Raw genomic sequence first — 14,725 nt, 5'->3', positions numbered from 1 at the left:
CTGATATGGTGTTTTTTATCATCTTGTTTGCAATAAAAACAAATTTTGTCGACGGCTAGATGTCCGGCAATCCGCAGCTTATTTGCGCTGAATCAAGGTTTGTGACCGATTAGAGTGCTTTGCCTTACATGCTTTGTTGCTGCGATTTTGCGTAGACTGTGTGGCGCTAATGGAGAGCGCGTGCCCCCAATTTGCAATCCTTTAAGGCGACGTGCATAAGCATTGAAGGGACGTATATCCTACATACCAATCCGCTTGATGAAGTGCATCGTCTGCTTAAAAAGTAGGCGTTCGAGACCGCGCATTCATCGGATAGTTCCCGTTTGAATTTGAAATAAATTTATAAATTCTCGACGCTGGTGGCTGAACTTCCTGAGAAATCGCATCTCCAACTGCAAAACAACGATAAGGCAGCTAGTCATTTTCGCTGTGCTGAAATCCAAGAGGAAGACATGCAAACTGCGCCACACAAGAGGACAGCCTCTCCATCTTTTTTGCAAAGCTTGGTGTTATTGCAGCCAGGGGAAGGGCGTGCACTCTGCTGGGGTGCCGCGTATTTTTTCTTCTTGTTGCTTAGTTTTTATTTTCTACGACCTGTTAGAGAGGCGATGGGTATTGCCAAAGGGGTCGATAAGCTCCCATGGCTGATGACGGCAACCATGGTGACGATGCTGCTCGTCAATCCCGTCTATGCGATCTTAGTTTCCAGAACGGTGCGACGTCGGTTTATTCCGATGGTCAGTCATTTCTTTGCTGCGAATTTAGTTCTTTTCGTGATTCTCTATCATTTCCTTCCTGCGCATGGCGGTAGTTGGTTGGGCTATAGCTTTTACGTTTGGCTGAGTGTTTTCAATTTGTTTGTCGTTTCGATTTTTTGGAGCTTGATGACCGACATATTTAGTGAAGATCAGGGCAAACGATTGTTTGGCATGATCTCAATGGGCGGTACGCTAGGTGCAATTCTCGGCGCTGCGTGTACAGAATCACTGAGTCGCGGAAGTTGGGGGCTGCAATTGGCTCCAGACGGGTTGATGATACTTGCCTGTATCGCTTTGGAATTAGCGGTGTTGTGTATGTTGCGCCTCGCTAAGCTCTTTGATTTAACTGCGCAGGCGCAGATCGAGCGGGAGCCCAGCCCTGATTATCGACAGGGGTTCCGTGCGATTCTCGATTCATCTTATTTGCAAATGATTTGTCTGTATATTTTATTGTATGCCGTCACCTCAACTTTTTTATATATGACTCAGGCGAATATCGTCGCAACGACCTTTAGCGAGCAGGCAGCGCGCACAGCAGCATTTGCCCGCATGGATTTTTGGGGCAATGTTTTGACGCTCGGTTTGCAATTGTTTGTCGCAAGTCGCCTCTTGCGAGGGATTGGCGTCCCGGGTGTGCTTTTGATGTTGCCACTCCTTACTATGATCGGATTTGGAGCTTTGCTGGTGTGGCCAGCATTTATCACTTTGGCGATCGTTCAAGTGATACGGCGAGGACTACATTACGCGGTCGATCGTCCAGCACGAGAGATTTTGTATGTACGCCTCGGACCTGATGAGCGTTATAAGTCGAAAGCATTTATTGATACTTTTGTGTATCGAGGTGGCGACGTCTTGGGCGTGTGGATGCCTGCATTGTTGACGTGGTTGGCACTTGCAATGTCGGGTGTTGCCTTGGCTTGCTCCGCGGCTTGGCTGCTTGTTGGAGTGAAGATAGGGCATCAATTAAAAGAACAGGATGAATGAATAGAACTGGGTCGCGATCACGCTATTCGCTAATAATTAAATGCAATCCATGAGAACGCAGTCGTTCGGAATTGTGATGTCGCCGCGGTTTTGGATACGAGATGGGTGGCAGCACAAAGTAGTAAGTAGCAAAGTGAGCAGCAAGTGAGCAGCAAATAGATACCAAATAAATAGAAAGTAAAAATCAAGCAGTCCCTATCACCCAATTTTCGTAGTGATCTCAATATCGGAGGAGGCCATCATGTCACAATTACGTCGTCAGTTTTTACAAATAGGTACCGCTGCCAGTGTGGCGGGCGTGACAGGAGTTGGACTTGCCAGTTTCGTCAATGCGCAGCAAGTAACAACGAACATGCCCTACACTGCACAAAAATCGTCAACACCGAAGCGCATTTTAATTTTAGGTGGAACGGGCTTCTTAGGCCCTGCTATTGTCGCTGCGGCAACGGTGCGTGGTCATACTTTGACTTTGTTTAATCGCGGGAAGACTCGACCTGGACTCTTTCCTGATATCGAAAAACGTCAAGGTGACCGTGACCCAAATAAGGGAGAGGGGATCAAATCCTTAGAGACGGGCGAATGGGATGCTGTGATTGATGACTCAGGTTATTTTCCGCGTATGGTGGGCGCCTCAGCGCAATTGCTTGCCTCCCGAGTCAAGCAATACATCTACATTTCCAGTATTAGTTGCTACAAAGAGCCAGTCCCCATGCATGGTGATGAAGATACGCCATTGGCAAGCTTATCCAACCCTGCCGTTGAGGAAATGGGAAAGAATTTTGAAAACTATGGAGGACTCAAAGCAGCCTGTGAACAAGCCGCCGAAAAGGCGCTCCCGGGTAGAACCACGGTAGTACGTCCCGGTTATATCGTCGGGCCAGATGATCCTACAGGACGGTTTACTTACTGGCCGGTGCGGTTTGATCAAGGGGGCGAAATAGCAGTGCCTGGTGCACCGACAGAGCCGTTTCAAGTCATTGACGTGCGTGATTTGGCGGAATGGTTAGTCATGATGGTGGAGCACAATACGACGGGGCGCTTTAATGCACTCGGGCCTGAAAAAACTATGCCTTGGGGGCGGGTCGTGGAAGCATGTAAAAAAGCGACGAAGGCGAGCAGCTCCTTAACATGGATACCCAGTGAATTTATGGATAAGCAGTCTGATATCGAATTTCCGATTTGGTCGCCTTACTACGGCAATTCAAAAGGTTTTCATACTTGGAGCAATGCGCGAGCAGTCAAGGCTGCCATGCGGTTTCGCCCTATCGAGCAAACTGTTGCTGATACGCTCGCTTGGTATAAGACACAGTTAAGTGAAGAAAAAGGACGGGTGAAAATTGCGTTTTCGGCCGAACAAGAAGCGACTATCTTAAAACGATGGAAAGACTCAAAGGGCAGCTAAAACACTTGCATCCACAAGACAACTCAATGAATCAAACTGCCGATCTCTAGACTAGATGCATCGCAGTTTGATCTCATTTCGATGTGTCGTTGGCAGTCCGGTCAACGAACTGGAATACGACACAGCCCGATTACGAACCCTAGTATTAAGAATCAATTAGCGCAATTTGCGTTTCAAACTTGCTGCGCGTGATCGAAAAAAAACTCCGTACATTGCGCACATTCGCTTGGGTTGCAAACAAGCGATGTGCCAAGGCGTGATAGGCAGCCATATCGCTGACTTGAATCACCAGCACAAAATCAGGTCCAGGTGAAACGCGGTAGCATTGCTGAACGGCGATTTCCAAGCTAACCAATTGTTCAAAGGCGATTTGATGTTCGGTGGCTTGGTGGTCTAAGGTGATCTCCACAATTGCGGTTAATCCTGCGCCCACCTTTTCAGGTGCCAGAATCGCGACTTCTTTGGCGATCACGCCCTCTTTCCGTAAGCGTTGCACGCGCCTTAGGCAGGTCGGTGGCGAGGCGTGCACGCGTGCCGCTAGGGCATGATTGCTCAATGAGGCGTCGCTTTGTAAGACCTGCAATATTCTTTTGTCTAAGTCATCTAATTGGGTCATAAGTGTTGCAAATGATTGAATGAAGATTTCAAATTGCATTAAATAATGAAATAAATCGATATGCATGTGGATTGGTGATCTATTTAATCATTAATTAATAAATTTTGAAAGAAAATTTCATGTGCTCTCGATTAGCATGTTGGTATACGTTAATTCAGACGCATCTATTCTTAAACAAAGCTCAAGCAGAGGTCTCTATGTGTGGCATCGTCGGCGCAGTAGCACAACGCAATATCACTCCTATCTTGTTAGAAGGTCTCAAACGCCTCGAATACCGTGGCTATGATTCTTGCGGTGTGGCGCTGCATGTCGATGGCAAATTACAGCGTTCACGCAGCACGTCGCGCGTAGCGGAGCTGCAAACACAGGTCGAGCAAACTGGCCTCGCAGGTTTTACTGGCATTGCGCACACCCGCTGGGCAACCCACGGTGCACCATCTTCTGCCAATGCGCATCCGCATTTTTCTCGGAATGGCGAGAATGCGCGCATCGCCTTGGTACATAACGGCATTATTGAAAACCACGAAGAGCTGCGTGCTGAACTGATGCAAGCTGGATATGTATTTGAAAGCCAAACCGATACCGAAGTCATTGCCCATTTAGTTGATCACTTATACAGCGGCGATTTATTCGACACCGTACAACACGCAGTGAAGCGTTTAACGGGCGCGTATGCCATTGCGGTCTTCTGCCGTGATGAGCCACATCGCGTGGTCGGCGCGCGTCAAGGTTCACCACTGATTGTGGGTATCGGCAAAGGAGAAAATTTCTTGGCTTCTGATGCGATGGCCTTAGCTGGCACCACCGATCAGATTATTTATTTAGAAGAAGGCGATGTCGTCGATCTGCAATTGCAACGTGTATGGATTGTCGACGTGCATGGCAAACAAGTCGAGCGCGAAGTACGCACTGTCCACGCCCATACTGGTGCAGCAGAATTAGGCCCGTATCGCCACTACATGCAAAAGGAAATCTTCGAACAAGCACGCGCTTTGGGCGATACCTTAGAAGGCATCACCAATATCATGCCCGAGCTATTTGGTGACAAAGCTTATCGCGTATTCAAAGAGATCGACAATGTCTTAATCCTCGCTTGTGGCACGAGCTACTATGCAGGTATGACGGCAAAATACTGGATAGAATCCATCGCCAAAATTCCAGTCAATGTGGAGATCGCCAGTGAATACCGATATCGTGACAGCGTGCCCGATCCTAAGAGTTTAATCGTCACGATTTCACAAAGCGGCGAAACCGCCGATACACTCGCCGCCCTCAAACACGCTCGTGAACTCGGCATGCCGCACAGCCTAACGATTTGTAATGTCGCCACTAGCGCCATGGTGCGCGAATGCGAACTCGCCTACATCACGCGCGCGGGTGTCGAGGTCGGAGTCGCTTCCACCAAAGCATTCACAACACAACTCGCCGCCTTATTTTTATTGGCGCTCACGCTAGCGCAAAGTAAAGATCGTTTAAGCGAAGTGCAAGAACAAGATCACATCAAAGACCTGCGTCACTTGCCAGTAGCGATCACCGCCGTACTCGCGCTAGAACCACAAATCATCGCTTGGGCAGACGAATTCGCTCGCAAGGAAAACGCACTCTTCTTAGGTCGCGGCCTGCATTACCCCATCGCACTCGAAGGCGCTTTAAAACTCAAAGAGATTTCCTACATTCACGCCGAGGCTTACCCAGCAGGCGAACTCAAACACGGCCCACTAGCACTCGTCACCAAAGAGATGCCGGTAGTCACGGTCGCGCCAAATGACACGCTAATCGAAAAGCTCAAATCGAATATGCAAGAAGTCCGCGCCCGCGGCGGCGAACTCTACGTCTTCGCCGACGCTGATTCCCGCATCACACCAAGCGAAGGCGTACACGTGATTCGTCTACCAGAACACTACGGCATGCTGTCCCCGATATTGCATACTGTACCGCTGCAATTGCTGGCGTATCACACCGCACTGGCGCGTGGGACGGATGTGGATAAGCCGCGGAATTTAGCGAAGAGTGTGACGGTGGAATAGGCTTATTTAGAGTAGACTAAGTGGCCGTACGCTGCATGCAAAAAATCATGCCAGTTTAAAAATAGACAATTCTTCCGGAACCACTGATTTACCACCTTTGAGGATAGCGTGAATGAACGAAGACATCGATGGCAATGAGGGTGGCAATTCGCATAAGCCAATACAAGTCGAAAACTGGGCCTTGTCAGCCTTCGCTGGCGCTGTGCAAGCGATTTCTAAAGCGGAGACACTATCTGACGTGCTCTCGGCTATTTGTACGGCGATTACGACGAATACGCCGTTTATGCTGGCATGGATTGGTCTGGCAATCGATGATGAGGAAAAAACGGTCAGAAATCTTGGCTGTGCTGGTGAAGCGGAGGGGTATTTAAGAGGCGTGACAATAAGTTGGGATGAAAACTCTCCTTATGGAAGAGGACCAACGGGTATTTGTTTGCGTAGTCAAACTGTGCAAATCCTTTCTGATGCTGCAATTGATCAGCATTTCAGTCCTTGGCTGGAAAAGGCATCACAGTTTGGACTGCGTTCGAGTTTGTCGGTGCCGCTCAAACATCCCGATGGCAGAGCCGCACTAGTGATTTACTCCCGAGAACCGAATGCGTTTTCTCAACACGTCTTACCTGTGTTTGAATCACTTGCCGTCGAAATTGCGAATGGCATTGAAAAACTCACCCTCTCACACAAGTTGGAACATGAGAGGTTAGAGCGGGCGGCCTCGCAGAAGCAATTGGACGAAGCCTTGTATCAAACAATTCGCGCACTCGCACTCACCTTAGAGAGTCGCGATCCCTATACTGCTGGGCACGAGGAGCGCGTTGCCGATATCGCTTGTGCGATTGCACAAAGACTGGGATGGGAGCCCTTTAGAATTCAAGGCTTACGCTTAGCGGCATTGGTACATGACATAGGTAAAATCGCGGTCCCAAGTGAAATTCTAACCAAGCCATCTCGCTTGAACCCTGCAGAAATGGCACTGATCAGAGAGCATCCTGAAACAGGGTATCGTATCCTGAAAGATATCCCTTTTCCTTGGCCAATTGCACGTATCGTGCGTGAACACCACGAGAAAATCGATGGTTCTGGTTATCCACAAGGTTTGAAAGGCAACGAAATTTTAGAAGAATCGCGCATCTTAGCAATCGCCGATATCATGGAATCCATGGCTTCTTTCCGCCCTTATCGACCCGCATTGGGAATCAATGCTGCGCTTCGCGAAATACGATTAGGCGCGGGCAGTCAATTAGATGCGTCGATTGTGGACCTTTGTGAAACAATGCAGTTAGAAAACCCTGACGTCTTTATGCAAAGATAATGCTGTGTCCATGGATAGTGATACACCTTGATAGCCAAGTGTTTGGATATTCGGTGTCTTAGCGCGTGCTCAGAGCGTCTTGTGTCCCCAACATTGATGATGAACCATGAAAATTTCACGAATTGACCACGTTGTACTGACAGTTAAAAGTATCCAAACGACCATCGATTTCTATGTGCGCGTGCTTGGCATGGAGGTGGTGCAATTTGGCGAGGGACGTCAGGCGCTTGTATTTGGCCAGCAAAAATTTAATTTGCATGAGGCAGGCAAAGAATTTGAGCCGAAAGCAGATCAACCCACGCCAGGCTCGATCGATATTTGCCTGATCGCCGAGACTCCATTGAGCGAGGTAATACAAGAACTGCAGCAACTCGGCGTGATGATAGTTGAAGGTCCGATTCGAAGGACAGGTGCGTGTGGGCCGATTTTGTCGATTTACCTTCGCGATCCCGATCAAAACTTGATTGAGATTTCTGAGTATGTGCAGTGAGTATGTGCAGTAACGCTGTCCATCCAATTGGAGCGATGAATTGAGGTTGGGAAATGGTATCTAAGCGATGGATGTTTGTTTTACTGCTGCTTTGTTTTGCGGGATACCAGTATCAACAACGTCAACACAAGCCGATCAGGCATGCAAGCGGTGTTTTGGTCGAGCGTGAACCGGTGCAGACGATGCTTGATCGTGGTGATAGTTGGCAGAAGGGGGATTACACGATCAAGGCACTGGCAGATTTTGATATTGAAGCGCGCATTTTGGCGAAGGAATTGTATTCGATTGGGCGTGAGGCGGATTTGTCTCCAGTGGATTTGGCCTTGGGTTGGGGATCGATGTCGGATTCTGAAGTTTTATCATCCTTGACGATTTCTCAAGGCCATCGCTTCTATTCCTATCGCTGGGAGGATACGCCGCCGCGACCTCCCTCTGAAATCGCAAGTCATAGCGCCAATATGCACATGATTCCAGCGAATGCAAAAATCGAAGAGCAACTGAAAGCACTGCGAACCGGACAAATCATTCGCCTACGCGGGAAATTGGTGGAAGTGAATGCGTCGGATGGATGGCATTGGCAATCGTCGCTGACGCGTGAGGATACTGGTGCAGGTGCTTGTGAATTGATCCGTGTTGAAAGTGTAGAAGTGAAATAAGCAGTGTTGACTTTGATTGCTATTTTGATTGAGCGATTGAGCCTTTGATGGCAGCGATTGGGATAAATACAAGTAGACTATTTTTTACCGAGCTTCTCTTTCCTTTGTAAGAATACTTTGATCTCTTTATCCGAGCGGCGGATGTGTAGCGACAGCCAGTCACGCAATACTGTTGATAATTGTGATGGAACGGTGATGCTGCCGGCCTCGTACTTTGCTTGTAGCTCGTTAAGCTTTTTAGCAAATTGTTGATGACCTTGTTTGTGCCGCTCTAAATTCGGGAAGTGGAGCGCTGCCATAATCTGTTCTTCTCGTTCGAGATGATCCTTGGTGTAATTGATCAGATTGCCCATGATTTGTTCTATGACTTCGTGTCCTCGTCCTGCACTCGTCGCTGTATGTAGTTCATTGACTAATCGCACTAGATTTTTATGATCGTCGTCTATGGGGCCACGATCAATTTCCATATCATCGGCCCATTCAAAATATGCCATGCGTTTCTCCTGATTGCTGACTGTCGTTTCTTTGTTTCTTTTTTGATCAAATTCAAGTTGTTGAAAGTATGCCGGTGCTCGCTTAAGTCAAAAGAATACACAAAGTAGGGCGTTCACATTCCAATTAAAGCTGGCAGTTCTTGATCATCAACGCGGGCTGTCATCGCGCGCTTTGCGGTGATACTCGATGCTGATAGTGGCATTTTGAATGCGCTAGCTGCTTGCACTAATAGGGTCGCTTGGTGATCCAATGCCTGGGTCGCAGCGGCGGCTTCTTCTACCAAGGCTGCGTTTTGTTGGGTGACCGTATCCATTTGACCAACTGCTTGATTCACTTGTTCGATGCCGGTGGTTTGTTCACGGCTGGCAGTCGTGATCTCGCCCATCAAATCGGCAACGCGACGCACATGCACCACGATTTCATCCATCGTGCTGCCGGCTTGTTCTACTAATCGGCAACCATCACTCACATTGCTGACTGAATCGGTAATCAAAGTTTTGATTTCTTTGGCGGCTGCAGCGGATCGTCCCGCGAGCGAACGAACCTCAGAGGCGACAACGGCGAAACCACGGCCTTGTTCACCTGCGCGTGCGGCTTCGACCGCCGCATTCAATGCCAAGATATTGGTTTGAAATGCAATGCCATCGATCACGCCGATGATATCTGCAATCTTTCGCGAAGATAGATTGATTGCTTCCATCGTGTGGACAACTTCACCAACGACTGCACCTCCTTTTACAGCTACTTGTGCAGCCGATTCGGCGAGACGATTTGCATGCTCCCCCGATTCAAAATTATGCTTTACGGTGGAGGCGAGTTCTTCCATCGATGCGGCAGTTTCTTCGAGAGCACTGGCTTGTTCTTCGGTACGTGAAGAAAGCTCCATATTCCCATCTGCGATTTCATGCGAAGCGTTTGCCATGAGCTCAGTGCCACTACGCACATGATGTACGATCTTGATGAGACTGGCGTTCATGTCTTGCATCGATTGCAGTAGCTGACCACATTCATCTTTGCTAGTGACTTCGACAATACTAGTCAAATCGCCAGCCGCTACCGTGCGCGCAATATGCACCGCTTCACTCAGTGGGCGGGTAATCGAACGCGCGATGAACCAAGCTAGGCCCATCCCAATGAATGTTCCAGTTAACATCAGCCCGATTAATAGCAAACGAGCGGCTTGAATCCGATTTCGCACTTCTTGACTGCTATTGATGACAATTTGTTTTTGTAATTTTGTCAGTGCGACGATAGGTTCTTGTAATGCGTCTAAAGCGGGTAGAGTTTCGCGGTTCATCGTGAGCGTAGCAGCTGCTCGGTCACCAGCATCAATTTGACGCGCAACTTTTGAGAAAGAAGCAACATAGGCGATACGTCGCTCGGTTAAGCTGGCTAAGTGCGCTTTGCCTTCGGGTAGATAAATTAATTGTTTGAGCATGTCGAGTGCATCGCTGATGATTTTCTTATTATTCTCGATGGATTGTTTGATCGCTTGAACTTGTTGTGGATCTTCGGTGATCAAAAGTTCCATCGTGTTGCGAGCATTGGCGCGTGTCGTCGCATTGATGATATTGGCGGACTCCGCTTTCACCCAATCTTTTTCAATGATGCGCGTATTGACAGCATCGACTTCCGCAAATCGTAGCCAAGCGATGCTGCCCATACCAAGCATCATCACTATTAGAATGCCAAAGCCAACAGCGAGGCGTAAGCTTATTTTAAAATCGGAAAAGCGTGACATGACGAGACTCCTGATTGGGAGGATGCTAGGGCAGCATCGAATTAGGCTGATTATCAACCTTGACCAGATCAAGTCTAGTCACGCCATCAGGGTGTTGTAATACCTCGGAAGAACTAGATATTCGTTTTGTTGGAACTAGAGAATTCTAGTTGTTAAGTAAATGAAAAGCGCAAATGAAAAGTGCAAACCAAAAGCTCAACTAGAAAACCTAATATTATTCGATTGAATTCGCCTTGACTATTGCTTGGCAGTAGCAATGATGTTGGCACGATGTTTCGTAATTGCGAGTGTGACGATGGCATTCAGTCCATCCACTTGATTGGCGTCAAGTGCGGTGACCAAGGTTTGTCGCATTGCGGGTGTCCAAAACTTTTTCAAATGAGTGGCGATACCATCTAAGGCTTCTTCCCGATCCGGGAAGCTTTCAAAGAATGTGCCGATTTGATTCGCCATTTTGACGAGTTTGTCGAGAGTGTTCATGTTGTCGTGAAATGTAAACGTTGTGAATGGCAATAGACGCTAAAGTCTTGGCCTCGGGTAAAGCCGAGTAAGCATAAACCAGCTTGTTGTGCGATATCGATGGCTAAACTGGTCACACCGGAAATCGCGGCGAGTAATGGAATCCCGGCATTCGCAGTTTTTTGTACCATCTCGTAGCTGGCACGACTGGTAACGCAGACAAAGCCTAGCGGCATGTTTAGGCCTTGGCGCAGACAAGCACCGATCACCTTGTCGAGCGCATTGTGTCTGCCGATATCTTCGCGAATGACGGCAACTCTTCCATCCGCATGGCACCACGCAGCGGCGTGACTGCTGCCAGTTGCGTCTAATAAATTTTGTTGAGTACGCATCGCAGTACATGCGCTTGAAATCGCTGGTGCAGAAAAACGTATTTCGGATTGTATCGCCGCTGGTTGGCGTATCGCTTGCTCCAGACTCTCAACCCCACATAAACCGCAGCCAGTGCGACCCGCAAGTTGACGTTTCTTGTCTTTGAGTCGAGCGAAGCAAGCGCCGGCAATCGTGATATCGATTGTATAGCCTTGCGCTTCTTGCTTTGCTTCGCAATCATAGATTTGCGTAGCGTGGTCGATGATGCCCTCGGAGTAAGCGAAGCCATAAGCGAAGTCATGCAAATCACTTGGGCTCGCCATCATCACCGCAAAGGCAATGCCATTAAACACAAAGGCGACTGCAACTTCTTGCGCAATCTGGTCTTGCGCTTGTTGCAGTTGACCATCGCGCAAGCGCATCACTGGCTGCGCGCGGGTATCTTGGGTCTGTACATCCAAATCACTGATCGACATGCTTGCATTCATCGAGTTCATGTTGTCGATTGCGTCCTTGATGATTGTGTCTTCTCAGGCCAAGCAGCCTGTGCCAGCGCCAATTGTTCAGCATCAAACGCTTGTTGCGCTTGCTGCCATGCAGATTGTTCCATGCTCGGTTTGGCGGGCATGACTTGCACCGCGGTCACTTTGTACTCAGGACAGTTAGTCGCCCAGTCCGAATTGTCGGTGGTAATCACATTCGCGCCCGATTCGGGGAAATGGAAAGTGGTGTACACCACGCCCGGTTGCATGGTTTGCGTCACAAAGGCACGCAATACCGTATCGCCCGCGCGACTTTCGATTTTGACCCACGCATCGTGTTGAATGCCGCGTTCTTCTGCATCATGCGGATGAATATGCAAACGGTCTTCGTGATGCCATTGGCTGTTTTCTGTGCGACGGGTTTGCGCACCGACATTGTATTGCGACAGAATCCGTCCAGTGGTTAACAAGAGCGGGAATTTGCGTGTGACTTTCTCATCGGTGGCGACATATTGCGTGATGATAAAACGTCCTTTGCCGCGCACGAATTGATCGACATGCATAATCGCGGTGCCGGTTTCTGCGGTGGTTTCATTGCATGGCCATTGCACGCTGCCGTGTTGGTCAATTTTTTCGTAACTGACGCCACGGAAACTCGGTGTCAGTGCGGCGATTTCTGCCATGATCTCGCTGGGGTGTTGATACTGCATAGGATAGCCAAGCGCATTTGCCAGTTTCATGGTCACTTCCCAATCAGCATAACCAGCCTTGGGCGGCATCACTTTGCGTACGCGTGAGATACGGCGTTCAGCATTGGTAAAGGTACCGTCTTTTTCGAGGAAAGAAGATCCCGGCAAAAACACGTGAGCGTATTTTGCTGTCTCATTCAAAAAGATATCTTGTACCACCAGACATTCCATCGCCATCAATGCAGCAGTGACGTGCTGGGTATTGGGATCAGATTGAACGATATCTTCGCCTTCGCAATACAGGCCTTTGAATTCGCCCGCATGCGCAGCGTCGAGCATATTCGGGATGCGTAAACCTGGTTCAGGATTCAGTGTAACCCCCCATGCCGTTTCAAATTGCGAACGCACCGTGCTATCAGAAATATGACGATAGCCTGGCAATTCATGCGGGAAGGAACCCATGTCGCAAGCACCTTGCACATTGTTCTGACCGCGCAAAGGATTGACGCCCACGCCTTCACGTCCGACGTTACCCGTCGCCATTGCCAGATTAGCGATACCCATCACCATGGTTGAACCTTGCGCATGTTCGGTCACGCCTAAGCCATAGTAAATCGCCGCGTTGCCGCCGGTTGCGTACAAGCGCGCAGCAGCACGGATGTGTGCAGCAGGGACGCCTGTGACAGCTTCCATCGCCTCGGGTGAATTGTCGGCACGCGCCACAAATGCGCTCCACTCACGCCATGATTTGTCGTCGCAACGTTGTTGTACATAGTCTTGCGCGACTAATCCTTCAGTCACGATCACATGCGCCAGCGCACTGATGATGGCGACATTGGTACCAGGTTTGAGTTGTAAGTGATAATCCGCTTTGACATGCGGTCCATCGACCAAGTCAATTTGGCGCGGATCAATCACGATCAATTTTGCGCCTTGGCGTAGACGTTTTTTCATACGTGAGGCAAACACCGGATGCGCATCACTTGGATTGGCACCGATCACCATAATCACATCCGCATGTTCGACGGATTTAAAGGTTTGTGTTCCCGCCGACGTACCAAAAGTTTGACCAAGTCCATAGCCAGTTGGAGAGTGGCAAACGCGCGCGCAAGTATCGACATTATTATTGCCGAAAGCCGCGCGCACTAATTTTTGTACTAGATAGGTTTCTTCATTGGTGCAGCGAGATGAGGTGATGCCGCCGATGGCGTCTTTGCCGTACTTGGCTTGTATGCGTTTAAATTCGGAAGCAGCATAATTGATGGCCTCATCCCAACTCACTTCGCGCCATGCGTCATGGATGCTTTTGCGTATCATCGGTTTGGTGACGCGATCTTTGTGGGTTGCATAGCCCCAAGCAAAACGTCCTTTGATGCAAGAGTGTCCTTCATTCGCTTTGCCATCTTTCCACGGTACCATGCGTACCACTTGGTTGCCTTTCATCTCTGCTTTGAAACCACAACCCACGCCGCAATACGCGCAAGTGGTGATCTTGCTGTGCTCTGCTTGACCCAACATGATCACCGTTTTTTCTTGCAAAGTCGCGGTGGGGCAAGCTTCAACACAAGCGCCGCAGCTCACACATTCCGATTCCATGAATGGCTGATCTTGGCCCGGTGAAACCCGTGCTTCAAATCCACGGCCGCTAATGGTTAAAGCAAACGTGCCTTGGGTTTCTTCGCAAGCCCGTACGCAACGATTACAAACGATGCACTTGGATGGATCGTAAGTGAAGTAGGGATTCGATTCATCTTTTTTGCTATCGAGATGATGCTTGCCGCCGCTAGTTTTACTATCGCCCGCACCAACACCGTAGCGCACTTCGCGCAATCCCGTGACACCCGCCATGTCTTGCAATTCGCAATTGCCATTGGCAGAGCAGGTCAGGCAATCTAAAGGATGATCGGAGATGTATAACTCCATCACGCCTTTGCGTAATTCTTGCAACTCCGGGCTTTGAGTTTTGACTTTCATGCCCGCTTCCGCAGGTGTGGTGCATGAGGCGGGAAAACCTTTGCGTCCTTCAATCTCGACTAAACATAAGCGGCAAGAGCCAAATGGTTCTAAGCTATCAGTGGCGCACAGTTTAGGAACTTGTACTCCAGCTTCCACCGCTGCGCGCATCAAGGAAGTACCCGCTGGAACGGTGACGATTTCACCGTCGATTTCTAGGCTGACTGTTTGTTCAGATTCGCGACGAGGTGTGCCGAAATCAGTATCTTTTAAATGAGAAAGCATTTTG

12 protein-coding genes are annotated in these 14,725 nt (G+C 49.0%); 6 read left to right on the top strand and 6 right to left on the bottom strand.

Going from position 1 to position 14,725, the window contains the following annotated elements; genetic code table 11:
* The first annotated feature begins 452 nt into the window (after positions 1-452).
* Both KDM90_RS07585 and KDM90_RS07580 read left to right on the top strand, forming a co-directional pair.
* Entirely contained in the window at positions 453-1,742 is a 1,290-nt protein-coding gene (locus tag KDM90_RS07585) for an NTP/NDP exchange transporter (RefSeq protein WP_212674963.1), read from the top strand.
* A 241-nt stretch (positions 1,743-1,983) separates the two neighbouring features.
* Positions 1,984-3,144 carry an NAD-dependent epimerase/dehydratase family protein gene (locus KDM90_RS07580; RefSeq protein WP_212674962.1) on the top strand — a complete coding sequence of 387 codons (1,161 nt, stop codon included), beginning with the start codon at positions 1,984-1,986 and terminating at the stop codon, positions 3,142-3,144.
* A 145-nt stretch (positions 3,145-3,289) separates the two neighbouring features.
* Here KDM90_RS07580 and KDM90_RS07575 read toward each other — a convergent pair whose 3' ends face one another.
* The gene (locus KDM90_RS07575) at positions 3,290-3,760 is read right to left on the bottom strand and encodes an Lrp/AsnC family transcriptional regulator (protein WP_230409663.1); all 471 of its coding nucleotides are present in this window, start codon (positions 3,758-3,760) and stop codon (positions 3,290-3,292) included.
* 197 nt (positions 3,761-3,957) lie between these two features.
* Here KDM90_RS07575 and glmS point away from each other — a divergent pair, with 197 nt between their 5' ends.
* The 4 genes from glmS (at position 3,958) to KDM90_RS07555 (ending at position 8,245) form a co-directional block, all read left to right on the top strand.
* Positions 3,958-5,787 (top strand): glutamine--fructose-6-phosphate transaminase (isomerizing), encoded by a 1,830-nt coding sequence (gene glmS, locus KDM90_RS07570; RefSeq protein ID WP_212674961.1) that lies wholly within the window; start codon positions 3,958-3,960, stop codon positions 5,785-5,787.
* 112 nt (positions 5,788-5,899) lie between these two features.
* A complete protein-coding gene (locus tag KDM90_RS07565; protein ID WP_230409662.1) occupies positions 5,900-7,099 on the top strand; it encodes an HD domain-containing phosphohydrolase in 1,200 nt (399 codons plus the stop codon).
* 106 nt (positions 7,100-7,205) lie between these two features.
* Positions 7,206-7,589: a VOC family protein gene (locus KDM90_RS07560; protein ID WP_212674960.1), complete on the top strand. Its 384-nt coding sequence runs from the start codon at positions 7,206-7,208 to the stop codon at positions 7,587-7,589.
* Between the two features lie 53 nt (positions 7,590-7,642).
* Entirely contained in the window at positions 7,643-8,245 is a 603-nt protein-coding gene (locus KDM90_RS07555; protein ID WP_212674959.1) for a hypothetical protein, read from the top strand.
* Positions 8,246-8,322: 77 nt separating this feature from the next.
* Here KDM90_RS07555 and KDM90_RS07550 read toward each other — a convergent pair whose 3' ends face one another.
* From KDM90_RS07550 to fdhF, 5 genes are all read right to left on the bottom strand, one after another.
* Entirely contained in the window at positions 8,323-8,739 is a 417-nt protein-coding gene (locus KDM90_RS07550) for a bacteriohemerythrin (RefSeq protein ID WP_212674958.1), read from the bottom strand.
* A gap of 113 nt (positions 8,740-8,852) precedes the next feature.
* Complete coding sequence (locus tag KDM90_RS18270) at positions 8,853-10,481, bottom strand: methyl-accepting chemotaxis protein (RefSeq protein ID WP_212674957.1); 1,629 nt, start codon at positions 10,479-10,481, stop codon at positions 8,853-8,855.
* 237 nt (positions 10,482-10,718) lie between these two features.
* On the bottom strand, positions 10,719-10,961 hold the full coding sequence (locus tag KDM90_RS07540) for a formate dehydrogenase subunit delta (RefSeq protein ID WP_212674956.1): 243 nt from the start codon (positions 10,959-10,961) through the stop codon (positions 10,719-10,721).
* Positions 10,958-11,809, bottom strand: coding sequence for a formate dehydrogenase accessory sulfurtransferase FdhD (gene fdhD, locus KDM90_RS07535; protein WP_230409661.1), 852 nt, complete (start codon positions 11,807-11,809; stop codon positions 10,958-10,960). Before fdhD ends, KDM90_RS07540 begins: the two co-directional genes overlap by 4 nt.
* Positions 11,806-14,721 (bottom strand): formate dehydrogenase subunit alpha, encoded by a 2,916-nt coding sequence (gene fdhF / locus KDM90_RS07530; protein WP_212674955.1) that lies wholly within the window; start codon positions 14,719-14,721, stop codon positions 11,806-11,808. Before fdhF ends, fdhD begins: the two co-directional genes overlap by 4 nt.
* Between the last annotated feature and the right edge of the window lie 4 nt (positions 14,722-14,725).

Origin of the sequence: Affinundibacterium fentianense, assembly GCF_018139545.1 — a bacterium.
Taxonomy (GTDB): domain Bacteria; phylum Pseudomonadota; class Gammaproteobacteria; order Burkholderiales; family Burkholderiaceae_D; genus Undibacterium; species Undibacterium fentianense.
This window is presented reverse-complemented; position numbering and strand designations above follow the sequence as displayed.